The following is a 25,220-nucleotide window of genomic DNA, read 5'->3' on the forward strand; positions in this document are numbered from 1 at the left end:
AAGCGGAAATGTCTCAAATATGAGTCAAGAACATCCGCTTCTTTACATTCGGGTTCAATAATTTCAATTTCACAACAATTAATTAAGAAATGTGTTGATTAATAGTAAGAAAACATCAATCAGATAGCAACAAATAGACCCAAATAAAAACTGTTATGAGCAAAATTCACATCGTATCAAACCGATTGCCACTAAGTATAAAAAGAGAAGAAGAATCATTTGAACTATCTCCAAGCGTAGGAGGATTAGCTACCGGAATGAGATCCATCTATAAAGAATATGGAGGAAAATGGATTGGTTGGCCCGGCTTAGCAAAAGATGACCTGACAGAAGACGAGATTGTTGAGATCGACGACAAACTGGTTACCGAAGACTGCCTTGCCGTTCATTTAAGCAAAGAAGAAATCAATCTCTATTATGAAGGCTTTAGCAATAATGTTATCTGGCCTCTCTTTCATTACTTCGCACAGTTTTGCGATTATAATCCAGACTACTGGGAAGCCTACAAAAAAGTCAACCATAAGTTTGCACAAAAAGCACTTGAAACCGTAGATGATGGTGACATTGTCTGGATTCACGACTACCAGCTGCTTTTGGTTCCCGAAATGATCAAGTCAGTTAAACCAAATGTCACAATCGGTTTTTTTCTTCACATACCATTTCCTTCATTCGAAGTTTTCCGGATTTTACCCTGGCGTAATGAGTTAATTAAAGGAATGCTTGGGTCTGACCTGATTGGGTTTCACACTTATGATTACGAACGACATTTTTTCAGTTCCGTGAGGCGGTTGCTGGGCCACGAAATCTCGTTCAACGAGATTCATCTTGAAGACCGGATTATTTTGGCAGATGCTTTTCCAATGGGAATTGACTACGATAAATTTGAAAATTTGGCCAAGGACATTACTCATAAATCACTGCAAGAAAAGTCAGAGCTCCATCGAGAGTTAGAAAAATATTTTCTGGTATCGCCCGACCGAAAGCTAATTTTATCGATAGATCGACTGGATTATACCAAGGGAATTCCAAACAGACTGCATGCTTTTGAAAAATTTCTGAATAAATATCCTGAATTCCGGAATCAGGTTTCGCTCATCATGCTGGTTGTTCCTTCGCGCGACGAAGTAGAGCAATACAAACTACTAAAAAGTGAAATTGATGAGCTTGTTGGACGGATTAATGGCCAATACGGCGATGTGAACTACACTCCAGTCTGGTATTTCTATCGTTCGCTACCGTTTGAAAACCTGATTGAACTGTACAGCACTTCCGATGTGGCATTAATTACACCGGTGCGCGACGGAATGAACCTGGTTGCGAAAGAATATATTGCGTGCAGAGTGAATCAAAGTGGCGTGTTGGTTATTAGCGAGATGGCAGGAGCGGTGAAAGAATTGGGTGAAGCAATCATCATCAATCCGAACAACGAAGATGAAATTGCAGACAGCATTAACCAAGCATTAACGATGCCATTGGACGAGCAACGAAGGAGAATGAAATACTTACAAGCGCGAATTCGAAGGTACGATGTATTTAAATGGTCAGGTGAATTTATAAAAGGCTTGAAAAAAGTTGAAGGAATTCAACAGCACTTTCTGGCAAAAAGAATTACCCCAAGTTTAAGCAAAGAATTGGTTGAAAAATTTGCTTCAGCAAAAAAACGCGCCATATTTCTCGATTACGATGGAACGCTCGTTGGGTTTAATAACGATCCACAAGCAGCAAGTCCCGATGAAGAGTTGCACAAATTAATTACCAAGTTGGAAGAGAATGAAAAAAACACCGTCACTATAATTAGCGGACGCGACCGGGAAACACTTGAAAAATGGTTGGGAAATCACAAGGTTAATTTAATTGTTGAACATGGGGTTTGGCTGAAGAAAATAGGTGAAGACTGGAAGATGCTCGACAATATAAATAGCACTTGGAAACCAACGATTCGTCCTATACTGGAGAACTTTGTTGACCGAACACCTGGAACTTTTATCGAAGAAAAAAATTACTCGCTGGTATGGCACTACCGAAACTCGGAGCCGGAACAAGGAGAACTGAGAGCCAACGAATTGAAAGATGAGCTTCGGAACATGATTGCCAACCATAATCTGGAAATTATGGAAGGAAATAAAGTAATTGAAGTAAAAGCCGGCGGAATAAACAAAGGCATCGCAGCTCAACGCTTTTTAGGAGATGACGACTACGACTTTATTCTTGCTATGGGTGACGACTGGACCGATGAGTACATGTTCCGCGAGCTTCCTGAATCGGCCTATACCATAAAAGTCGGGTTGAAAAAAACAGAAGCTTCCTACAAAGTGGAGTCTGTAAAATCAGTACGCAACTTACTGAAATCATTGGGAGCTGAATAACAAAAAATAATTTCGTCGTTTTTTTAAGAAAATGGTGTAGTTTTAAGCTTTCAGATAAAGTTATGATGAAACGAGCACGTAAAATATTCACACACAGAAGCATGATTGTTTAAAGCGAGTTCCATGTGTTGCAAAAAATAAACACTTATAAACAGATGAAAATTATTTTAATGCTGCTCGTCTTAGTATTCCTGAAAACAGGTTATGCACAGGACACCATCAACCAGACAGACGAAAAAGGACAAAAGCAAGGTTTCTGGATGAAACAATTGCCCAATGGCACCAAAATCTACGAAGGAAATTTTAAAAATGATAAGCCCGTTGGTGAGTTTAAACGCTATCATACCAGCGGGCTTTTAAAAGCTAAATTATTCTATCCTGAGAAATCGGATACGGTAAAAGCTGAGCTATATGACCTTAAAGGGAAATTGATGGCTGAAGGCCACTATTTGGGACAGCTGAAAATTGGCCACTGGAAATTCTTTCAAAAAGGGCAACTGGTTTCTGAAGAAGAATACCTGAACAACCTGAAACATGGCCTTTCAAAAACCTACTACCCAACCGGTGAACTTTTTGAACAGACATCGTTTAAATATGATTTGAGAGATGGTGTTTACCGTGCTTATTTCAAAAATGGCATACCTTACATGGAGTGCATGATGAAAAATGCCAAACGAGACGGCACGTGTAAAATTTATTACCAAAACGGAGAACTTGAACTGGATGCTTTCTATACAAAAGGCTTACGCAACAAAGAGTGGAATTATTATCATCCAAACGGCGATTTTTCGCATACGCTTATTTACGACATGGGAATCCTGATGAATCCAATGGTTTTAGATAGTATTCAGCAATTAAAGTTCAACGAGTTGGAGAAAAATAAAAGTAAATTGGTTGATCCCGAAAAATTCATGAACGATCCAATGCAATACATGCAAAAGAATAATATTCTTCCACGGTAATCGATTGGTGTTACCTGACAACCTCAAATTTGCCTGACTGTAACTAAATTGAAAGACACCGATGTTAAAATCCTGTTTGTTTATTGCTTCCCTAATCATGCTGACAGGAAACCTAGTGGCTCAAAATGAAGTCGAAAACTTCTACTGGGTACAATTTAAAGACAAATTGGGAACAGTTTTTAGCATCAATCAGCCGGAACAATTTTTGTCGCCGCGCGCAATTGAACGTCGCCAAAAACAAAACATCGCGCTTGATGAACGTGATTTGCCGGTGTCGGACAACTACCTCCAACAGCTGCAAGAGCAGGGAGCAGAAATCATTCATACATCGAAATGGCTGAATGGAGCAACCATTCGAGCAACCAAATCCGTTTACGAACAAATCAGGCAGAACCTGAATTTCATTGCCTTTTCAGAACTCACCAAGCCCGGTGTTTTCTTGAAATCAGCTCGCAATAAATTTCAAACCGAGTATCAACTCAATAATATTAATACCACTGACTACGGTTCTTCCTACCACCAACTGCGACTATTTAACGGACAACTGCTGCATGCACTCGGCTATCAGGGCGAAGGCATGCATATTGCTGTTTTAGATGCCGGCTTTTATAAAGTCGATGAGTTGCGAGCGTTCGAGCAACTGTGGTTCGAAAACCGAATACTGGGAACCAAAGATTTTGTCGATCCCGGAGGTGATGTTTTTCTGGCACACACCCATGGTACGAATGTACTTTCAACAATGGGAGGATATGTCAAAAATGAATTAATTGGAACCGCTCCCGAAGCATCTTACTATTTGCTGCGCAGCGAAGATGGAGCGACCGAATACCTGATTGAAGAAAACAATTGGGTAGCAGCTGCAGAATGGGCTGACAGTGCCGGCTGCGACATCATTAATTCTTCGCTGGGTTATACAACCTTTGATGACCCGAATATGAATCACAGCTATGCTGAAATGGACGGAAGCACCACCCGAATTACTAAAGCAGCAAACATTGCGGTAGAAAAAGGCATGCTGGTATTTTCCAGCGCAGGAAACGAAGCTGATAATCCATGGAAATACCTGGTTGCCCCTTCGGATGGAGACTTGATAATTGGTGTTGGGGCAGTTAATAACGATAGCATTTGGGCTCCGTTTAGCTCTTTAGGTCCAAGTGCCGATGGCGACGTAAAACCCAACTTAGCAGCAGTTGGCTGGGGAACCATTCTGCAAAAAACGGATGGAAGTATCGGCCCTTCAAATGGCACTTCTTTCGCATCGCCGGTGCTGGCCGGAATGGCGGCCTGCTTGTGGCAGGCACACCCCGATGCAACCAACCTGGAAATAAAAGAAGCACTTGAAAAAAGTGCCTCTCAATACGCATCTCCCAACGACACGTTGGGCTATGGAATACCTAATTTTCAGTTGGCTAATTTATTTCTTCGTCCAGCCAATCCGCGTGCTAAAATCGACAACTGGACAGCTTTACCAAATCCTTTTCGTGAGGGCGTTTATTTATTCCAGACCACTCCACAACCGACAGGTGAAATCACCATCAGCCTATTTTCGGCTCTTGGTAATTGCCTTTACAAACAAGTTTTTCAATATGCGCCTTCTATTTTTATACCGAATTTGGCTAACTTGCCTGCCGGATTAATTCTACTTAAAATTGAAACAAATACCGACAGTACGGTAATCAAACTGATAAAGGTCAATTAGAGTATGGCGGCTGCACAACTCACTCTTTCGGAACTCAACAACCAAATAAAAGAGCAACTGGACGATGCTTTTCCTAACCTGCTTTGGATAAAAGCTGAGATCAGCGAGCTTAATCAGAATCGTACCGGCCATTGCTATCTGGAATTGGTTGACATTGATGAGGCCACAAAGAATATAGTCGCTCGTTGTCGGGCAACCATTTGGTCGTACACGTTTCGCATGCTGAAACCGTTCTTTGAAACCACAACGGGACAGGCCTTTTCCGAAGGGTTAAAAGTACTCGTTAGTGCCAAGGTGGAGTTTCACCCGCTGTACGGATTGAGCCTGAATATTCGGGATATTGATCCCACCTACACGATGGGCGACATGGCTCGCAAGCGACGTGAAATCCTGCTTCAGCTCGAAGAGGATGGAGTGGTGGATATGAATAAGGAGCTTGAACTTCCGCTGGTGCCTCAGCGAATTGCGATTGTTTCGTCACCAACAGCAGCCGGGCTGCAAGACTTCCGGGATCAGCTGGCCAACAACGCCTACAACATTCATTTTTATACCAAGCTGTTTCCCGCAATCATGCAAGGGAAAGATGCAGCTGCTTCCATCATCATCGCGTTGGAGCAAGTGTTTGAATATGAAGATTTTTTTGATGTGGTGGTCATTATCCGTGGTGGAGGGGCACAAATTGATTTGGCCAGTTTCGATCATTACGAATTAGCCTATCACATCACCCAATTGCCAATCCCTGTGCTAACGGGAATTGGGCACGACAAAGATGAAACAGCCGTTGATTTAGTAGCTCACACGAAGCTGAAAACCCCAACAGCCGTAGCTGAATTTTTGATAAGTGGAGCGGCAGCCTTCGAGCAGATGCTGGACGAAATGAAAGAACGGTTCGTAGAGCAGGTTGAAGATCGGCTTCATACAGAAAAAGAATTTTTGAAAAGCTCGATGCAAAAATTAACTCAGGGAGTGCGCGAATTGGTTAGCGAGGAAAATAATCGATTTAACCTGACGAATTTCAGACTTGAAAAATCGATACCTGCATTTCTCGGAGCAAAAACGCAGCAGCTACAAGATCATAAACATCTGATTGAAAAATTAGGAACCGGTCGCATTAATGAGCAAAACCATCAATTGAGCCGTAAATTGGACAACCTCCAATTTTTCATGCAACGGCAGTTCAGAATTAAACGTAACCAGTTGACCCAATCGCACGAGCTTTTTAAGATTCGTCTTAAGAACACTTTGAAGGAAGAAGAAAACAAACTGACTAACTTTGAAGGAAAAGTTCGTTTGATGGATCCTAAAAGTGTATTGAAACGAGGATACAGTTTAACTTATAGCGGAGGCCATTTAATCAAGTCGACTAAGCAATTATCAGATGGCGATGAGATAGAAACCCAATTATCAGACGGAAAAGTAAAAAGTAAAATCACGAAAAAATAAGAGCTATGGCAGCAAAAAAACCAACCTATCAGGAAGCAGTGAACGAGATAGATGAGATTCTTGAAAAAATTGAAAATGAAGAACTCGATGTGGATGAATTGTCAACCAAAGTAAAAAGAGTATCGACACTCATTAAGCTTTGCAAAGACAAGCTTCACAAAACGGAGACCGAGGTTGAGAATATTCTAAAAGAAATGGAGGACTAATCCCCAATCGTCCATTTCCAGAAAAAACAAAGGCTCTCAATAATTGAGAACCCCTGTTGAGAAAAACACCTATTACTTATTATTGGAGATTTATTTCCACCCCCTGAAACCACCTGCAATTAAGGATAATAACAGAAGGACAATAAAAATGTAAAAGACTATTTTTGCAATTTCAGCTGCTCCGGCCGCAATTCCTCCAAAACCAAACAATGCAGCAACTAATGCAACTAATAAAAAGAGAATAACTAAACGTAACATAAATAATTTTTTAAAGTGATTTTAAAATCTAAGTCCTGCATATACTTGAATGACAGAGTTTTTTGCGTCTCCAAGCACGTCATAAGAGAGTTCATCATCCTTCGCTACTTGCGTTAATCCAAGATTGTAGTTAAACCCAAGTATCAAAGCATCCAGGTTAAATCCCAGTCCAAGGGAAACACCATAATCCAACGATTTGAAGCGATCGCGGTCGATTTCATCTTCAGAATCAATTTCCCAAAAATCAAGAACGTCAGCATCTGTATCAACATTGGCATTTACCAAATAAGCAACATAAGGCCCAAACTGAAATTCAAAATCTTCGGCGAGATTAAAAACCAGCTTTACGGGTAATTCAAGATAGTTGAGATTGAACTTGCTATCGCCATCAGCCAAAGCACTTTCATCATAATTTAGCTTCATGCCTTTTCCTGAATACAGCAACTCGGGCTGAAGAGAAAACGACCTACCAAGAGGTATTTTATTATATACTCCGGCATGAAAACCGACTTTAAGGTTTTTATCATTATTCCCATCAGTAGTTAAACTCGAAAGGTTAATACCACCTTTAAACCCGGCCGTAGACTCTTGTCCTACAGCAACGGTACTTACCAGCAAACAAAAGATGCTGGACAATAAAACATATTTTTTCATCATCTATTCTATTTTTTGATTTGTGTTTATTCTATTCCTCCAGCTCGCCAATATCTCCTCTTTTCGCGGCCCTTTTCAGCTTATCATTAGCGAAAATAGCAACCTCAACACGGCGATTTAATCGACGCCCTTCCTCCGTGGCATTATCTGCAATTGGCTGTGACTCTCCATATCCCACCTGAGTAACTCTGGTATCACTAACTCCAAGACTCAATAGCAAATCTCCAACGGATGCAGCCCGCTGTTCCGACAGCTGCTGATTATATTCCTCGGTTCCACGATCATCAGTATGACCCTCAATTAAAATTTCTGTATCATCATACTTCTTGAGCGTCTCTGCCAACTCCCGAATATTAGCCTTAGATGCTTCAGTCAATTTCGCTGAATCAAAACCGAAAAGAATCCCGGAATCAAAGGTTATTTTAATCCCCTCGCCAATACGTGTTATCGTAGCGCCTTCAAGGTCTTCCTGAAGTTCTTCAGCCTGCTTGTCCATATAATTTCCAACTAATGCACCTGCAGTACCTCCAATAACGGCACCTAATATGGCCCCTTTTGCGGTATTGTCAGATCCGGAACCGATTACTCCTCCAATAGCTCCTCCTGCTCCAGCTCCTATTGCTCCTCCTTTAAGTGTTCTTGAACTATTACACGAAGCAAAAATGATTATGATTGCAAGCATTAATGAAAATGTTGTCTTTTTTCTAACTCCAATTGTTTTCATGGTGTTTACAGTTTTTGATTTGTTGGTTATCTATTATCAAATAATTGTGCCAGCTCAGCCTTCGCCAATACAACAAAACAATAATCAACTGATTTTCTATCACTTACTAATCCAATGATGTATTTTCAATGAATTAGACTTGCTCCCTGAGTTGAATAGTTTCCTACTCAACGTGAGGTTCATTATCTACACATTCAACAATTAGCAGGTTGTGCAAAACCCTTCGACAAACCCCTCATCTTTCTTTACTTCAAGTCATTACACATTTTATAATATCTTAGGTACGTTTTTGGCTAACACCCAAACAGAACTTTAATACATATGTTATGAAAAAAAATATCTTGATAGTCGCACTAATCTTGTTTATGTCCGGATCAGCCATGGCGCAATACGATTTTGCAGTTGGAGTGCGATCAGGAGGAACATCAGGATTGACACTCAAAAAAAATTATGGCCCTTCCGCAATTGAAGGAATAGTTGGATTTTGGCATGACGGATTAAGCCTTACCGCTCTTTGGGAAAAAAATCGGATGGCTTTTAATGAACCCGGTTTGTTTTGGTATTATGGAGTTGGAGGACACGTTTCTATTTATGGCGACGACTTTGACGGGCGCGGTGGCCCAGCCTGGTACAAACACCCTCATGGCGATGATGACGGAGACCTTGGATTAGGAGTTGATGGGATTGTTGGCCTGGAGTATAAAATTCCTCAAGCACCCATTGCATTTAGTCTCGACTTCAAACCTTATCTGGAAGTTGTAACCGACGGTGGTGCCTTTTTTGCCATTGACCCGGGACTTGGAATCAAAGTCGCATTTTAAAAGAAACACAACCCGAATATTACTATTAAAAGCTGAATGAAAGATATTCTACCCGGGTTTATATTTAGGACACCAACGCATGGAACTCGCAAATAACCTTCCTCCTGTTTGAGCAAAATTTTGAACATAGTCGTTTCATCTTCTTCGTTTCTGTCGATTGCTTAAGAAGACCAGTTGAGATATCCTAATCTCTTCAATTCTTCTACCCCATGGGTTAAATAGGTTTTACCATGGCTAATAACATATAAATCATTGCAGATTTCAGTTACATGCTTATATAAATGATCAGTTACAATAAATCCCTTGTGCTTTCTTTCAGATGACATTATCTTTTTTATTGATTCGACATGTACAGGCATGATTTGCGAAAATGGTTCATCGAGCATACAGACTTTCGTTTTTGATTTTAGAATTACGTACACTTCGACTAATCGTTGTTCGCCTCCTGATAACTTCCCAAATCGTGATCGGTAATATTTTTTAAACTCAGGAAAATCAATGATGAAACTGTTAAAGTCGAGATTGAAATCTTTAAAGATTCTTTTGATAGTCAAACTTTTTGGAGTGAACGAAAACTGGGGAAGGTATCTGAAGTCAGCAGGATTCCGATAGCTTTCATAGAGCACTCGTCCGTCCAATCGAATCGATTTATCATTAATGGCAATTTCACCAAAAATTACATTAAGCAAACAGGTTTTACCCGATCCATTTAAACCTAGCAAACCAGTAATTTTTCCGGTTTCGCATTTGATGTAAACATCTTGCAAAACTCTTTTAGACCCAAACTCTAAAATAATACTATCAACTTCAAGTAAATGACTCATCTTAATTTACCAGTTAGAATCATCAGCACAAAGAAAATTATAAAATCCATCGATAACGTCGTAGTCCATAGCACCCGCGCTGAGACTCCTAAATTTTTATAATAGTAGATTTCATCTTTCTTGTAGTTTTTGACTACGTAATAAAAGGCGCCTAATGTAATGATCTTGAACCAAAAAAGCGGGGTAATCGTACCCAAGCCATGCACAAATAATATAGACACACATGCCACGGTTATTAAGAAACTAACAAAGAAGAAAGAACTATAAAAGGTTAGGATTAATCTTAGTGTCCTCATTAATTCGAATTAAATTACGCATTTTCGAAACAGAAAAATAAAATTTGGTCTCATCGAATAAATAAGAAACGTAGTACTTACAATATTATTATCATAACAAATCACTTCGAGCTTCTTATTTATCAACCACTCGTTTCTGAGTAAGTTGTTTCAAACTATACTATTTCTAAATTGAATTTGCCAAATTCTCTTGCCATCATAAAAACAGTTGCTAATTTTGTTGGGACCTCTTTTTTAGCTCGAACAAATATGAAAAACTTCTTTGTGAAATCGCACGGCTTAGGCAACGACTATATCGTGATGAACAGTCAGGATATCACTTTTGATATGAGTGTTCCGAATATAAAAACCGTTTGCGATGTGCACTATGGCATTGGATCGGATGGTATTTTATTGTTGACCAATAGCAATAAAGCTGACTTTGGCTTGCGCATTTTAAACCCGGATGGTTCGGAGGCGGAGAAGAGTGGCAATGGCTTACGTATTTTTGCAAAATATTTGTACGATTACGGACACACCAAAAGTAAGTCGTTTAGCATTGACACGCTCGGAGGAGTGGTTACAGCCGAAGTTATTGAAACCAGACACAACAAAGCCCGCATGATTAAAGTGGATATGGGCAAAGCCATTTTTGAAGCTGATAAAATTCCGGTAATAAGTGATCAAAATGAGTGCATCGACCAGGAATTACAACTGAAAGATAAGACCTATTTAATCAACTGTGTGTCGGTGGGCAATCCGCATTGCGTGATTCTGAAAGATGAACTGTCGGAAGCAGAGATCAAACAATACGGCTCGGAGATTGAAAATCATCCTAAATTCCCGAACCGCATCAACCTTCAATTTGCAAAGGTACTATCGCCCAATGAAGTGGAGATCCGAATCTGGGAGCGGGGTGCCGGATATACGCTGGCCTCAGGAAGTTCATCGAGCGCGGTAGCTGCTATGATGGTGAAAAAAGGCCTGGCCAACCGTAAGATTACCATGAAGATGCCGGGCGGTGAATTGAAACTGGAGATTGCCGAAGACTGGGAGATTCAAATGATCGGTGAAGTGAGGGAAATAGCCAGCGGCTATTTAAGTCAGGAGCTTCTTAATGATCTGATCTAAATGATAGCGGGACGACCTTTGCCTGTTTAACGGTTGTCAATCCAATAAGCTAATCGGCACAATTCTGCATCAACTGTTGGTTAACAATGCAGCCTTGTTAAACAGATTTATTCTAAATAGTCCTGCCAAAATTGTATCTTTGCGCATCGCAAAAAAACAAATAAATTTATGTTGGAGAAGAAATTACCATTTGACAAAGAACAATTAGAACAGATTATCGAAAAACACCCAACCCCCTTTCATATCTATGATGAAAAAGGGATGTTGGATTACGCAGAAAAATTCGTCGATGCCTTTTCGTGGAACGAAGGTTTCAAGGAGTACTACGCAATAAAAGCAGCTCCAAACCCCTTCCTGATGAAGTTACTGCACAAGCAAGGCTTTGGGATCGACTGTAGCTCGATGGCCGAGTTATTGCTGGCTGAAAAAATTGGCATGCGTGGCGAAGAAATCATGTTCACCTCCAACGATACGCCGGCCGAAGAATACCAGAAAGCCATGGAGCTTGGAGCTGTTATCAACCTGGACGATATTAAACACATCGAATTTCTGGAACAACATGCAGGACTTCCCGAGCTGGTTAGCTTCCGTTATAATCCCGGAGCACTGAAAGGTGGAAACATCATCATTGGAAACCCCGAAGATTCGAAATACGGTTTTACCCGCGAGCAATTGCTTGAAGGTTATAAAATACTGAAAGCAAAAGGCGTAAAGCGCTTTGGAATTCACACCATGGTGGCTTCGAACGAGCTGGATGCGGACTATTTTGTTGAAACCGCTGAGATCGTTTTTGACGTGATTGTTGACGTTGCCAAAGAGCTGGATATCAAATTTGAATTTGCCAACCTGGGAGGCGGAATTGGTATTCCATACAAAAACGAACACAAGCCGGTAAACCTAAAAAAGGTGAGCAAAGGCATCAAAAAGTTATACGAAAAAATGATTGTCGGCAATGGTCTTGATCCATTAAAAATTTACTTTGAATCGGGTCGTGCCATTACCGGACCATTCGGATTTTTGGTTTCCAGAGTGTTGCACATTAAAGAAACTTATAAAAAATACGCCGGCTTAGATTCCTGCATGGCAAACCTGATGCGCCCGGCATTGTACGGAGCTCACCACCACATAACGGTTATGGGTAAAGAGAATGCTCCGCACAGCCAGCTTTACGACGTTACCGGCTCGCTTTGCGAAAATAACGACAAGTTTGCGATCAACCGATTGCTCCCTGAAATTAACCCGAATGATCTGGTCGTTATTCACGATACCGGAGCACATGGCCATTCGATGGGATTCAACTACAACGGCAAATTACGTTCGGCTGAATTGTTGCTACGCGAAAACGGCGAGGTGGTCGAAATCCGAAGAGCTGAAACTTACGATGATTTGTACGCGACTGTAGATTTTGACGCGGCCAACAAGTTTGAATAATAAAGAACCCAGATAGCATGAAAAACCGGGAATATTCGTATTTCCGGCTTTTTTATGACTTAAAATTACCACCCGGTTTTGTATTTTTGAGGTGAACACAATTTAAAAACGACATCATGCACAACGACATCAAAAACGCGCTTGAAGTGCTTCACTCCGGCGGAATTATTCTCTACCCAACCGACACCATCTGGGGAATTGGCTGCGATGCCACCAACGAAGAAGCGGTGCAAAAAATTTATCAACTGAAGGAACGCGAAGACTCCAAAAGCATGCTGGTGCTGATGGAAAACATGAATTTTCTGAGTCGTTATGTGGAAGAAGTACCGGAGATCGCCTTAGACTTGATTGAAGTCACCGAAAAGCCCATGACCATCATTTACCCGGGAGCCAAAAATCTGGCTAAAAACCTCATGGCACAGGACGGCAGTATTGGTATTCGTATTACCTCCGAAGAGTTTACCCGACAGCTGATTCAACGCTTTAAGAAGCCCATCGTGTCGACATCAGCCAACATCAGCGGTGAACCCTCTCCTACCTTTTTTGATGAAATTATTCCTGAAATTAAAGACGCAGTTGATTACGTGGTGGAATACCGACAGGACGACATTAGCCCGAAAGAACCATCCAGCATTATTAAGTTGGGAACCAGTGGTGAAATTGAAATTTTGAGAAAATAAGACCAAAGCTTGGGACTACACGCTGCTTAAAGCTCTATTTCTTGTAAGCCGTTTTTTATCTAAACTGATTTGGTCTTATTCCTTGGGCAGCCAATCGTGCTATTTCTGCAATTCTCTTCTTTCTTGTTTCCATTCTTTTAGCAATGACAACCCAATGCAACATTGATTTTTTAATTGATTTTGACTGGCTCTGAAAAAATTCCATTGAACGTTCATTTTGATTCAATGCGATCCTTAAATCCTCCGGAATAATCAATTTTTCGATATCATCCATTAGCGTCCAGGTTCCATTTTCTTTAGCAGTTGCTATGCTGTCAAAACCTGCTTCCGTCATTCGGTTGTTTTGGATGAGTTTGGCAACTTTGTCTTTATTTATTTTTGACCAGGTACTAGTCGATTTTCTTCTGCTGAAATACTGCATGTACCTTTCTTTGTCAATGGTCTTTTTAGTACTATCGATCCACCCAAAGCAAAGTGCTTCATCAACTGCTTCACTCCAACTAATAGAGGCCACTTTTGTTGATGACTTATAATAAACAAGCCAAACAGCCTGTTTTGACTGATGATTTTGCTTTAACCACTTTCGCCAATCGGCTTGGCTTTTAGGATAATATGTTTCTATTTCATTTTTCGGCATTGCTACTCAAATAATACTGACCTTAAATTTTTCAGACCGCTCAGTCGTTATCAACCGTCTTTATGGGTTCAGTTATGTATAAATAAATATGACCCTCTGGAGTGGAAACATTTTACAATGATTAATTAGCACAAATATATACCTGACCAATGACAACCTGATGTCATGAGTCGATAAAAATTATTGGTATTGGCCAAAATACCCCGTCTATTCTGGATTTGTACCAATGATGCCCAAGCCAGCCACTAGCTGTTTTTAAAATATCCCGGAGAGCAGGGTGGTGGGCTACCAGTTAGTCTGATAAAAGTTGACTGTATAACAAGAGCCGTATGAATTGAGAGGTTCAATAAAGTCTATTTAACATGTAAAGGGGTACCTCGGAGGTGCATCAGGGTACTTCGGAAGTGGGGCCCCCCACTTCGAACATGCTCGCTTGCACCCTGGAGATGCACCGGAGCATGAAAAACATTCAAGCGAGCACCCCGGAGATGCAACGCTGCCTGATTTTGATTCAACGGAGCATCTTTTGAGTTCAGCTTTGAATCTTTTTGTTGAAAACTTCCGCGGAAAACATTCAGGCTTGCAGCAATTTGCTTCAAGCTTGCAGCAAATTGAGGAACACTTCCATGAAAAAGATGCAAGCTTGGTGTCCCGAACCACTCGATTGAATAAAAAAGGTGAAAGTTTTCGTTTCCAAACTTCATCGGCTCATCGAAATGTTGCATCGTTTCATCATTTTGCTGACTGGTAAAACCTGGGAGGAGAATCATGAAAGGGAATTCAACAAGCATTGAGCTACTCGCCAGCAGATCCTGAAACGAGTTCAGGAAGACGAGCATTCAAATGGGACAGCCAAATCCTCAACTTCGCCGTTAGGCGAAAAGCCCGGCCTACGATGGTTTTGAACTAGAAAACAAGGAAAGGAAAGTCGCAGTGTACAGTTACAGTATTCAGTAGCAATTCCTCCACTTCACCGCAAGGCGAAAAGCGCAAAGGCCGTCAAAACGCCCGGCCGAGGGTTCAATTGATTCGCTCGAATTCTCAAATACAGGCACAGAAAAAGCCGCTCCGAAAATGAATTCGGAACGGCTCCAATGTTTAACCCTAAAAAGCTATTTTGCGTTAAATGTGTATAACTTCGTCGTAGGCCGCAGCAGCAGCTTCCATAATGGCTTCGCTCATGGTTGGGTGTGGGTGAATTGACTTAATCAGTTCGTGTCCCGTAATTTCCAGTTTTTTGGCTACAACCAATTCTGCAATCATTTCGGTTACATTACCACCAATCAGATGGGCGCCTAGCAGTTCGCCGTATTTCGAATCAAAAATCAGCTTCACAAAACCGTCGGTTTTACCGGCTGCTTTTGCTTTACCACTTGCTGTAAACGGGAACTTACCCACTTTAATATCGTAACCGGCTTCTTTCGCTTTCTTCTCAGTCATTCCAACCGACGATACTTCGGGGCTGGTGTATGTACATCCGGGAATATTTCCATAATCGATCGGTTCAGGACTTTCGCCGGCAATTTTCTCCACACAGCAAATACCTTCAGCCGATGCAACGTGGGCCAGGGCTGGTCCGTGCACAATATCGCCAATGGCATAAACGCCATCAACATTCGTTTTATAATAATCGTCTACTTTAACCTTGCCTTTCTCCATGTCAACACCAAGTTCTTCGAGGCCGATGTTTTCAGTATTTGGAGCAATTCCTACGGCTGAAAGTACAATCTCAGCTTCAATGGTTTCTTCGCCTTTTTTCGTCTTTACGACTACTTTGCAAAGCTTTCCTTTAGTGTCTACCGATTCAACCGATGAACTAGTCATCACCTTCATTTTGTCCTTTTTGAAGGTACGTTCCAATGTTTTGGCTACTTCTTCGTCTTCATTCGGAACCAGGGTTGGCATAAATTCAACCAAAGTAACTTCGGTACCAATGTTATGGTAGAAATTGGCAAACTCGCTACCAATCGCTCCGGAACCAACCACAACCATCGACTTAGGCTGCTTGTCCAAGGTCATTGCTTCGCGATAACCTATAATTTTTTTACCATCTTGTTTTAAGCTTGGCAATTCGCGCGAACGAGCGCCTGTTGCTAAAATAATATGCTTGGCCGAAACTTCTGTTTTCTTTCCTTTTTCGTCTTCAACCTCAACTTTGCCTTTGCCTTTCAGTCGGCCATATCCATTAAGAACCTCTACTTTATTCTTTTTGAACAGAAACTGAATTCCTTTGCTATTGCTGTCGGCAACGTCACGGCTTCGTTTCACCATCGCACTGAAATCGGCTTTTATCTCGCCGCCAATGCTTACGCCATAATCGGCTGCATGCTTCGCGTAGCTTAACGCTTCAGCACTTTTTAATAATGATTTTGTTGGAATACAACCCCAATTCAGGCAGACTCCTCCAATATTTTCCTTTTCAACTACACCAACTTTTAAACCTAACTGAGAGGCTCTTATGGCGGCCACGTAGCCTCCGGGGCCACTTCCTATTACTAGTACATCGTAACTCATAATTCTTGAATTAACTGAATTTGATTTATTCGCTTAAAAAAACAGCTAAACGTGCTAAAAAGTTTTTTAAAATATTGATTCCGGCTAACAAACATGTTTGCCAAAAAACAGGTTCAGAACGAAGCAAAAAAAACCGGCTATAAAAGCCGGTTGAATATCTAATTTAAAAGTTCGCCTAATTTATCATGCAACTCCTGACCTCGCAGGTTCTTCGCAATAATTTTTCCATCCGGATCAAGTAATATTGAATGAGGAATAGAATTTACCCCATACAACTGGGCGACTTCATTTTGCCAATATTTAAGATCTGAAACATGTGTCCAGGTTAAATTGTCTTCGTCGATTGCTTTTAGCCACGCATCTTTATCGCGATCTAACGAAACACCGAGAATTTCAAAATTCTTGTCGTTGAACTTATTGTAGGCATTAACCACATTGGGGTTTTCCTTCCGGCAAGGGCCACACCATGAAGCCCAAAAATCGATCAACAAATATTTCCCTTTGAAAGACGACAGGCTCACCGGATTACCTTCCGTGTCGTTCATTGTAAAACCAGGAGCCTCTGTGCCAATAGCCGTGCGGCCTTTTTCTTCAATAAATTCTTTTAATTGTAGTGTGTAAACCGATGAATCCAATTGGGCCGGAAACAGGTCAACCAACTCTTTCAATTCCTGAAAGTCTAATTGTTGCGACAATTGTGTTAAGGTTATAAATGGAGCAACAATTGAATTACTATGCTCTTTGACAAAATTCTTAGCAAAAACCTGCATATTTTCATTCGAAGCGTCTGCATCTATTTTAATCCGATCCATTTCATCCTGATTTCCGGTGGCAGCGGCAGCAGAATACTCTTGCTGGTATTCTTTCATTTTGTCGCTCATAACCTTCACCTCATCCAAAAACTCATTAAAAGTATCTGTTGCAGGAGAGCCGGTAACCTTTGTACTTTGCAAACTATCTTTGTATGCTTCTACTTTTATATCTGTGTTTTCAAGAAAGAACTGAGCAAAGTAGTCCCGTTCGTTCATTCTTAAATAGTGAAGTTCCGGAATTTCGACCGATCCCTCGAAACTAAATGCTCCATTGACCAGTTGAGTGGTATCGACTGTAACAGCCTGCCCTTTTTCTGCTTTCACGAGGTACACGGCACCTGAATCCTGACCGGCAACAGTGCCGCTCACTTCGTATTTTTTAGAATTGCTTTGGCACGAAGCGATAAAAAGCAACACAAGAACTAACAAGCCTAAATTTCTCATTTGTTATTTTTTTTTGATTGATAATAATTTTCTAATAATTCGCGAGCAGCCACAAAAGAACTCATTTCTTCCCCCAGCACTTTTTTCTCAAATTCGGCAGTCATACCTTTGAGAATGTCATTTTGGTAAAAATCTGATTTCAAACGGTCGTTGATCGTTTCGTACATCCAAAACTTGGATTGCTCGTTTCTTTTGTGCTGAAAATAACTATTTTTTTTAACTAATTCGACATATTTTAATATCGTCATCCAAACTTTGTCAATGCCAACATGTCGAATGGCAGAACAGGTGAGCACTTCAGGTTTCCATCCTGAATCAGTTGGCGGAAATAAATGTAGCGCATTCTTATATTGTACTCTGGCCATTTCAGCTTTATCAATATTGTTCCCATCCGCTTTGTTAATGGTAATAACGTCGGCCATTTCCATGATTCCCCGCTTAATGCCCTGCAGTTCGTCTCCGGCTCCGGCAAGCATCAGCAACAAAAAGAAATCGACCATTGAATGCACCATTGTTTCGCTTTGTCCAACACCTACGGTTTCTATAAAAATCGTGTCGAACCCGGCTGCTTCGCATAGCACAATTATTTCGCGGGTTTTGCGTGCCACCCCGCCCAGCGAACCTGCTGATGGCGAAGGACGGATGTATGCGTTTGGATCGGACGATAACTCTTCCATGCGGGTTTTATCCCCCAAAATACTTCCTTTCGAACGCTCGCTGCTGGGGTCGATTGCCAGCACCGCTAGTTTTCCTCCCCGCTTGGTAATGTATTTACCCATCGACTCGATGAACGTACTCTTACCCACTCCGGGAACTCCCGTAATTCCAATTCGAAGTGAGTTTCCGCTATGCGGTAAACATTTGGTGATAATTTCCTGCGCTATTTCCTGATGTTCCTTTTTGGCGCTCTCCACCAGAGTGACAGCCTGGCTAAGCGTTGTTCTATTTCCTGCCAGAATCCCCTCAACATACTCATCGGGAGTAAGTAATTTCCTGCGTTTATTTTTCAGGAAACGCTGAATCGAATTTTCATTAAATATCTCTGGTCGGTCAATCCCTTTATTCACATTCAAGCTTTTATATCGCTCATTGTTTTCAATATGGTCGTGATCTTTATCTGCACTCATTAAGAAAAAATTTGTACGAAGTTAAAGTTTCGGCTAATAACAAAAAAATAAGCCGCTCCAAAATTAATGAAACGGCTTACAAGTTCTTATTATTTTGTTGTTATCCGGCGGTTTTCACATTTGATGAGACCCGCAAAATTGTTGTCGGATTTTTCGGGTCATTGGTAATCACTGTAATGGACTTATTTTGACGACCACGCTTCCCGCGTGAATTAAACTTCACTTTCAACGGTACACTTTCATTTTTCGAAATAATTTTCTTTTCAGGAGTTACTGCAGTACATCCGCATGATGTTTTTACCCGACGGATAATTAAATCACGCTGTCCACTATTTTTGATTGTAAATGTGTGCTCAACTTCATCTCCCTGATTAATTTCGCCAAAATCAAATGTCTTCTCTTCAAAGTTTACAACCGGTGCATTCGCAAGCTCTTCATCTGTAAGGCTTGAAAAATCTTCCTCAATGGTTGCCGAAATACCAATTGAATTACGGTAGTTCGTATCTCCATTTATAATTAAGTAAATACGGTGCATCATGAAACCATAGGTATTCAGCTTGCCAGCATCGTAAGTCACAATAATTTTACCCTCTTGTTTTGGCTGAATAGTTTCGGGTTCAGCTTTCACGGTCAAGTGTCCCGGAGGAGTTTTAAATTCAATTTTCACCGGTTTGTCGGAGTCGTTTACAACAACCAATTCATCTGTTTTTGTTTCGTTTTCTAAAATTTTAACGAACGATATTTGATTGGTCTTCGCACGCAATGGGCCAATTTCACGAGGATATTTCTCTGCCAATGTTTGCTCACGCTTCTCAACATTTCCTTTAATACGAAGAATTACGGTTGGATTTTCGGCATTTGAACTAACAGTAACTGTTTTGTTAAAAGGCCCTGGCCGGTTACGGGGGTTATAGCTAACTTTTATTAGGCCATCTCTTCCCGGAGCAACCGGGTCTTTTGTCCACTGCGGGGTAGTACATCCGCAAGACGCGCGAACATTGTTTAAAATAAGTGGCGACGCGCCATTGTTCGTAAACTCAAAACTGTAAGTCTGCGATCCATCTTCTTCTTTAAACGTTCCAAAATCATGTTCTAAGGTTTCAAAATCGATTTTGGCTTGAGTCGTTTGCCCAATAACCGTATTGCTAACAGCAAAAGACATTAAGATCAAAACGATGAAAAAATTTTTCATAACTACTGTTTTTGTATAAGGTATTTTAATTCTCTGTCAAAGATAATATTCAATCGTGAATTATCTAAAAAACCGATAGCAAAGCTATAAAAGCTTCACTCCCAAAGGTGTTAATACATCACTAACTTTTGTTAATGAGTTGTTAATGAAATGATGGCATGTCAAAAGAATCAGTAGTTTCGTACTCGTCAATCGAGCAAGAGGGAAAATTAATGGGAAGGAATACAATAAGATACATTATTATACTGGCTACATTCTCTGTACTGGGAATCATTTTGATTCAATTCTTCTTTTTAAAGAATACAGTGGATCTTAATGAGAAAAAGTTTCATGAATCAACAACACAAGCTTTAAATGGTGTTGCCCACAAACTTGCAATTTATAATCAAAAGTTAACCGGGAAGGAAAAAAAGCCCAATCTTACGAATGCGGTCGACCAGATTTCAAACAACTATTATGTTGTGAACGTCAATGAAGATATTCATCCCGACTTATTGGAACACTTTTTATTGGACGAATTTAAAAACCACAACCTGGAAGTTGATTTTGAATATGCCATTTACGATTGTGAGAATGAGAAAATGGTATATGGCAAGTATTTGAATGAAGAGAATGACTCTCTTCAGGAGAAATTGCTTGTAAACCGATCGGTTGATGGATGCGGCGCTGAAGATGTCCTTTTTGAACAGCACTACAATACGAAATCGGCTAAAAAAGAATGTGGTTTACCCACCTGCGAAAAGTACACCTACTACTTTGGTGTTTCGTTTCCCAACCGATCAAAATACTATAGTAATCAAATACATGCCTGGTATGTTGTTAGCGGGTTTATGCTTATCGTTATTCTTTTTTTCGGGTATACGTTATTTGTCATCTTTAAACAGCGACGGTTGAGTGAGATTCAGAAAAACTTTATCAATAACCTGACTCACGAGTTTAGAACGCCCATTGCATCCATCGATCTTTCATCAAAGGTTATTTCGGATCCGAAAATTATTAACCATCCCTTGCGATTAAAGGAGTACACCAATATTATTAGTGAGCAAACCCAACGACTTTCGGCGCAAGTCGATAAAGTACTTCAAATGGCCAGCATCGAAAAGCAAGTGCTTCAACTTGACCTTCAGATCATTGACCTCAATTCCTTTGTCCAAAAAAGCATCGAAGACTTTAAAACCAGTCAAAATGGGAACAAGTACGCGATCAACTTCGAAAGTTCAGTTTCTGACTGGAAAGTAAAAGCAGACCAACTTCACTTTTCAAATGTGATTTTTAATATTTTAGACAATGCCATCAAATATTGTGATGAAGCTCCAAGCATTTGGGTCAGTTTATCTCAGAGCAAAAAACAGATTTACTTAAAATTTGCAGACAATGGAATCGGCATTCCCAAAGAGTTTCGAAAAAAGATATTTGGTCGTTTTTTCCGAATTCCAACAGGTGATATTCACAATGTTAAAGGCTTCGGGTTGGGGTTGGATTACGTGCGAAAAATAATTGCACGGCATGATTGGGAAATAGAAGTCGCTGATAATTCGCCAAAAGGAAGTATATTTACGATAATAATTCCGAAGAAATAGCGACATGGAACTTACAGGAAAAAAGATTCTGCTGGTTGAAGATGATAAAACATTAAATTTCATTATTCGTGATAATCTGGAAGAAGCCGGCTACGATGTAAAGGCCACTGAAAACGGGGAAGAAGCCTGGGACGTTTTTCAAAAAAACCAGTTCGACCTCTGCTTGTTTGATGTTATGCTTCCAAAATTAGATGGCTTTTCGCTCGCCAAAAAAGTACGCGAAAAAGACGTTTCGATTCCGGTTATATTTCTGACAGCAAAGTCAATGACCGAAGATAAGATTAACGGTTTTACACTTGGTGGCGACGACTACATCACCAAGCCATTCAGCATGGAAGAATTGCTTTTACGCATCAAAGTATTTCTTAAACGAAGCCATACCGAAGAAGTTGAAAAAGAAGAACTAAGCAGCTGTAAAGTTGGCCATTTTGATTTTCTGTTTGACAACCTGACCCTTCAACATGGAGATGAAAAAAGGACACTGACTTACAAAGAAGCTGAATTATTGCGTTACTTCTGCGAAAATTCGAATACCGTATTGAGCCGATCGGACATTCTTAAAAATGTATGGGGATCGGATGATTACTATCTAGGACGGAGTCTGGATGTTTTTATTTCCCGTTTGCGAAAATACCTGAAAAGTGATCCGGATATTAAAATTATCAACTTGCACGGTATTGGATTCCGGTTTAATGCATCGGTTGAGAAAAGGTAAAGGTTAAAAGGGAATTAAACCATCTGCATTTCGCCAACGGCAAAGAACTCGAAAGGCCATTTCTATTGCTTACTCTTTTTTAGGTGTAAATGAATGATCAATGCAGCTAATCCGATATACGATGCTCCTAAAATGATCTTATTTGTGATTACATCGAAAAGTGATAATGACAGAATAGCCATTATTACGATCAAAACAATAATAATTAGGGTTTTCATATTTTCTTGTTTGAAGATTCACGATTTACCCGTTTGCGACAGGCCGGATTCTGACAACTACGAAAAACTATCTTTTCCGAGGGTCCGAAAGTACTTTAAGAAAGCGCTTTTTCGTAATACCTAAGGCGGTCGAATGCCATGACCAATTGCATATTAGAAAAGAAACGGTCACAGTAAACTTTTTCAACTTCCCGGTCACAGTCATGAACGAATATATCGATGTTCTCACTTTTTTCAGATAAAACTGATGTGGTATAAATACTCTGCATCCGGCCCGGCGTTGATTTATTGTAACCTGCCGGGGCATCAACCAAAACAACATCCCATTCTCTTTTCCCCACCTGGTCTGGCAGAGTAAGCATTAGTCTATTTGACGGCTTATTAAGTAACTCTTCCCATTCACCCAGTCGAGAGTTGTATTTTATTAAATATCCTTTAATTTTAGGATTTTCTGTCCTAATTTGAGCAAACCATGAGATGGAGTCTTCAAGGAATATAGTTTCTCCTTTACGATTTACATTCATCCATAGATGGCTGTCTTTACCAACACCAAAAACAAGCATTTGACATTTTCTCCTTTTTAAAATAACCTTGGCAAGGTATGCGTATTCACTCTTCGAAAGCTGGTTAGGATTTCCTTTTACTAATTTTTTGATGGAATGTTTTAGTCGCAATGATTTAAGAAACATAGGTCCGGATATTATTCTTGTTCAAAATATAGGATATTAAATCATGGCCATTTCTTCAAAAGCTTCGCGGTATAAGTTGTTGCCTATCATTAAATCCAAATGTGTTCCTGATGCGGAGATTCGTTTATTTTCAATGACATAAATTTGATCAGTCTGTCTCGCTAATTGAATTCGGTGGGTAACCAAAATAATCATCATCTTGCTTTTCAGTTTCTTTAAAAGGGCTAAAACAAATTGCTCTGTCCGTCGATCCATCGCAGCTGTAACTTCGTCCAAAAGAAGTATTTGAGGCTTCCGGTACAGCGCCCGGGCCAATGCAACCAACTGCTGCTGTCCACCCGAAAGATTGGTACTGTTCTCATTGACAATGGTTGCATATCCTTGTTGAAATTCGCTAATAAAAGGCTCCAGCCCAATTTCCTTGCAAAACCCAACCACTTCTTCAACATTAGGATTTTCCTCCAGGGATATATTTTCCAATATGGTTCCGTTAAAAAGTTTAACCTGTTGCGAGACAACCCCAAGCAGGCTCCGCCAAGCAGGAATTGATATTTCCGACCAACTGTGATTATCTGCAAGGATTTGACCCGACTCAATGGGATAGAAACGTTGAAGTACCGAGATTAAGGTACTTTTACCACAACCTATTTCACCAAAAATGGTAATAATTTGTCCTTTCCTAATTTCGATATTGATATCCCTAAGCAACAGGCTTTTGCCTGGAAACCTAAAATCCATGCTTTTAATTTCCAGTTTGTCTATTGGCGAATTAATTTCCTGGTTTGATCCCGTCCAAATATACTCTGGTTTAGTAGCAGAATATTCATACATGCGTTCAAAGGCAACTTTAGCTTCCTGGAATTGGATATTGGCCATTGCTGTTTTAATAACTGACGTTACCAAGGTACCAACAATGGTGACGATAGCCATCATTTGCCCAAGCAACAATGTTTCCTGCAAAACAAGAAACGATGTCCATGCAATCACACCGGAAATAATAAATACACTCCCAAACTGTGCCCAAAAGTTGATTTTATTACCCAAAATACCCAATTCGTAAACTTTTTCCTGAAAGAAATTATAAATGGCCTGAATGGCTTTGGATAAAAGTGATTCTTTATTTCCTGATTTAATCACTTTTATTCCCTGGATCGTGTCAATATATTTGCTTTCCGTGATGGCATAGGCTTGCATCACTTCACGCTGATGATCAACCACTTTTCGACTATATTTAAATGCGAGTAATGCAAAAACAGGAATTGCCAATAAACTTATAAAACCTGTCGAAGTTGACAACATGAAGATATAGACCAATGATGAAATGATGATTAGAACGTCAATCAGGATGTTACTGCTCAAATTGATAACTACGCGTTGGATACGTTGAGAATCATTCAGCCGGCCAATCATATCGCCAGTTGACGTGCTGTCGAAAAAACTTTTGGGAAGAAGCAGGAGTTTTCCGAAAAATGAAGAGACAATCCGGATGTTCATGTCTTTACTTTGCCTGATTAAAAAAATGCCCCTGATATAACCAACGAAAGCTTTGGCAAGTAAAATCAAAACAAAAACACCCAAGCTTTTAAATAAGAGGTTTTGATCACCTGATGGTAAAATTTGGTCAATTAACTTTTGTGTGTAAATAGCCATAGCCAACCCAAGTACTGCCAATATGATACCCATAAAAGCCGCGACTGCCAAAACCGGAATATCTTCTTTTATTAACTCCCTAAACCAAATATATTGACTACGTTACCACATAAAGGCCGGCTCGTTGAAAGATGGGAAGGTTCCAACTTTTTTGGCTGCACCGGCGGG

24 protein-coding genes are annotated in these 25,220 nt (G+C 40.3%); 11 read left to right on the top strand and 13 right to left on the bottom strand.

From position 1 onward, the window contains the following. Positions 1-155 precede the first annotated feature (155 nt). The 5 genes from ACTB00_RS07685 (at position 156) to xseB (ending at position 6,676) form a co-directional block, all read left to right on the top strand. Positions 156-2,366 carry a bifunctional alpha,alpha-trehalose-phosphate synthase (UDP-forming)/trehalose-phosphatase gene (locus tag ACTB00_RS07685; RefSeq protein WP_463299329.1) on the top strand — a complete coding sequence of 737 codons (2,211 nt, stop codon included), beginning with the start codon at positions 156-158 and terminating at the stop codon, positions 2,364-2,366. A gap of 155 nt (positions 2,367-2,521) precedes the next feature. Next, the gene (locus tag ACTB00_RS07690; RefSeq protein ID WP_463299330.1) at positions 2,522-3,328 is read left to right on the top strand and encodes a toxin-antitoxin system YwqK family antitoxin; all 807 of its coding nucleotides are present in this window, start codon (positions 2,522-2,524) and stop codon (positions 3,326-3,328) included. 97 nt (positions 3,329-3,425) lie between these two features. Next, positions 3,426-5,027 carry a S8 family serine peptidase gene (locus tag ACTB00_RS07695; RefSeq protein WP_463299331.1) on the top strand — a complete coding sequence of 534 codons (1,602 nt, stop codon included), beginning with the start codon at positions 3,426-3,428 and terminating at the stop codon, positions 5,025-5,027. Between the two features lie 3 nt (positions 5,028-5,030). Beyond that, positions 5,031-6,470 (top strand): exodeoxyribonuclease VII large subunit, encoded by a 1,440-nt coding sequence (gene xseA / locus ACTB00_RS07700; protein ID WP_463299332.1) that lies wholly within the window; start codon positions 5,031-5,033, stop codon positions 6,468-6,470. A 5-nt stretch (positions 6,471-6,475) separates the two neighbouring features. Continuing rightward, positions 6,476-6,676 (top strand): exodeoxyribonuclease VII small subunit, encoded by a 201-nt coding sequence (gene xseB, locus ACTB00_RS07705; protein ID WP_159517686.1) that lies wholly within the window; start codon positions 6,476-6,478, stop codon positions 6,674-6,676. A 90-nt stretch (positions 6,677-6,766) separates the two neighbouring features. On the opposite strand, the gene ACTB00_RS07710 is transcribed toward xseB, so the two are convergent. The 3 genes from ACTB00_RS07710 to ACTB00_RS07720 are packed head-to-tail and all read right to left on the bottom strand — an operon-like array spanning position 6,767 to position 8,312. After that, entirely contained in the window at positions 6,767-6,934 is a 168-nt protein-coding gene (locus tag ACTB00_RS07710; protein WP_463299333.1) for a DUF1328 family protein, read from the bottom strand. A 21-nt stretch (positions 6,935-6,955) separates the two neighbouring features. After that, complete coding sequence (locus ACTB00_RS07715) at positions 6,956-7,591, bottom strand: porin family protein (RefSeq protein ID WP_463299334.1); 636 nt, start codon at positions 7,589-7,591, stop codon at positions 6,956-6,958. A 28-nt stretch (positions 7,592-7,619) separates the two neighbouring features. After that, positions 7,620-8,312 (bottom strand): OmpA family protein, encoded by a 693-nt coding sequence (locus ACTB00_RS07720; protein WP_463299335.1) that lies wholly within the window; start codon positions 8,310-8,312, stop codon positions 7,620-7,622. 326 nt (positions 8,313-8,638) lie between these two features. On the opposite strand from ACTB00_RS07720, the gene ACTB00_RS07725 reads away from it, so the two are divergent. Beyond that, positions 8,639-9,133, top strand: coding sequence for a hypothetical protein (locus tag ACTB00_RS07725; protein ID WP_463299336.1), 495 nt, complete (start codon positions 8,639-8,641; stop codon positions 9,131-9,133). A gap of 161 nt (positions 9,134-9,294) precedes the next feature. On the opposite strand, the gene ACTB00_RS07730 is transcribed toward ACTB00_RS07725, so the two are convergent. Beyond that, positions 9,295-9,957, bottom strand: a complete 663-nt coding sequence (locus ACTB00_RS07730; protein WP_463299337.1) for an ATP-binding cassette domain-containing protein — start codon at positions 9,955-9,957, stop codon at positions 9,295-9,297. Positions 9,958-10,502: 545 nt separating this feature from the next. On the opposite strand from ACTB00_RS07730, the gene dapF reads away from it, so the two are divergent. The 3 genes from dapF to ACTB00_RS07745 all read left to right on the top strand — a co-directional run bounded on the left by dapF (position 10,503) and on the right by ACTB00_RS07745 (position 13,474). Further along, positions 10,503-11,363, top strand: coding sequence for a diaminopimelate epimerase (dapF, locus tag ACTB00_RS07735; protein WP_463299338.1), 861 nt, complete (start codon positions 10,503-10,505; stop codon positions 11,361-11,363). Positions 11,364-11,531: 168 nt separating this feature from the next. After that, positions 11,532-12,794: a diaminopimelate decarboxylase family protein gene (locus ACTB00_RS07740; RefSeq protein WP_463299339.1), complete on the top strand. Its 1,263-nt coding sequence runs from the start codon at positions 11,532-11,534 to the stop codon at positions 12,792-12,794. A gap of 116 nt (positions 12,795-12,910) precedes the next feature. Continuing rightward, complete coding sequence (locus ACTB00_RS07745; RefSeq protein ID WP_463299341.1) at positions 12,911-13,474, top strand: L-threonylcarbamoyladenylate synthase; 564 nt, start codon at positions 12,911-12,913, stop codon at positions 13,472-13,474. A 55-nt stretch (positions 13,475-13,529) separates the two neighbouring features. On the opposite strand, the gene ACTB00_RS07750 is transcribed toward ACTB00_RS07745, so the two are convergent. The 6 genes from ACTB00_RS07750 to ACTB00_RS07775 all read right to left on the bottom strand — a co-directional run bounded on the left by ACTB00_RS07750 (position 13,530) and on the right by ACTB00_RS07775 (position 20,200). Continuing rightward, a complete protein-coding gene (locus ACTB00_RS07750) occupies positions 13,530-14,111 on the bottom strand; it encodes a YdeI/OmpD-associated family protein (RefSeq protein ID WP_463299342.1) in 582 nt (193 codons plus the stop codon). Positions 14,112-14,464: 353 nt separating this feature from the next. Continuing rightward, positions 14,465-14,836 carry a hypothetical protein gene (locus tag ACTB00_RS07755; RefSeq protein WP_463299343.1) on the bottom strand — a complete coding sequence of 124 codons (372 nt, stop codon included), beginning with the start codon at positions 14,834-14,836 and terminating at the stop codon, positions 14,465-14,467. 397 nt (positions 14,837-15,233) lie between these two features. After that, positions 15,234-16,625 (bottom strand): dihydrolipoyl dehydrogenase, encoded by a 1,392-nt coding sequence (gene lpdA / locus ACTB00_RS07760; RefSeq protein WP_463299344.1) that lies wholly within the window; start codon positions 16,623-16,625, stop codon positions 15,234-15,236. 158 nt (positions 16,626-16,783) lie between these two features. After that, positions 16,784-17,881, bottom strand: a complete 1,098-nt coding sequence (locus ACTB00_RS07765; protein WP_463299345.1) for a redoxin domain-containing protein — start codon at positions 17,879-17,881, stop codon at positions 16,784-16,786. Beyond that, positions 17,878-19,008, bottom strand: a complete 1,131-nt coding sequence (meaB, locus tag ACTB00_RS07770) for a methylmalonyl Co-A mutase-associated GTPase MeaB (RefSeq protein ID WP_463299346.1) — start codon at positions 19,006-19,008, stop codon at positions 17,878-17,880. The genes ACTB00_RS07765 and meaB overlap by 4 nt, the downstream gene beginning before the upstream one ends. A 100-nt stretch (positions 19,009-19,108) precedes the next feature. Next, positions 19,109-20,200, bottom strand: coding sequence for a DUF1573 domain-containing protein (locus tag ACTB00_RS07775; RefSeq protein ID WP_463299347.1), 1,092 nt, complete (start codon positions 20,198-20,200; stop codon positions 19,109-19,111). Positions 20,201-20,358: 158 nt separating this feature from the next. Here ACTB00_RS07775 and ACTB00_RS07780 point away from each other — a divergent pair, with 158 nt between their 5' ends. Together ACTB00_RS07780 and ACTB00_RS07785 are read left to right on the top strand one after the other, a co-directional pair. Beyond that, positions 20,359-21,780, top strand: a complete 1,422-nt coding sequence (locus ACTB00_RS07780; protein ID WP_463299348.1) for a sensor histidine kinase — start codon at positions 20,359-20,361, stop codon at positions 21,778-21,780. Positions 21,781-21,784: 4 nt separating this feature from the next. Then, complete coding sequence (locus ACTB00_RS07785; protein WP_463299349.1) at positions 21,785-22,495, top strand: response regulator transcription factor; 711 nt, start codon at positions 21,785-21,787, stop codon at positions 22,493-22,495. Positions 22,496-22,557: 62 nt separating this feature from the next. On the opposite strand, the gene ACTB00_RS07790 is transcribed toward ACTB00_RS07785, so the two are convergent. The 3 genes from ACTB00_RS07790 to ACTB00_RS07800 form a co-directional block, all read right to left on the bottom strand. After that, entirely contained in the window at positions 22,558-22,713 is a 156-nt protein-coding gene (locus ACTB00_RS07790; RefSeq protein ID WP_463299350.1) for a hypothetical protein, read from the bottom strand. Positions 22,714-22,808: 95 nt separating this feature from the next. Further along, positions 22,809-23,402: a hypothetical protein gene (locus tag ACTB00_RS07795; RefSeq protein ID WP_463299351.1), complete on the bottom strand. Its 594-nt coding sequence runs from the start codon at positions 23,400-23,402 to the stop codon at positions 22,809-22,811. 36 nt (positions 23,403-23,438) lie between these two features. Further along, a complete protein-coding gene (locus ACTB00_RS07800) occupies positions 23,439-25,085 on the bottom strand; it encodes a peptidase domain-containing ABC transporter (RefSeq protein ID WP_463299352.1) in 1,647 nt (548 codons plus the stop codon). Between the last annotated feature and the right edge of the window lie 135 nt (positions 25,086-25,220).

The organism is Sunxiuqinia sp., from assembly GCF_055140945.1.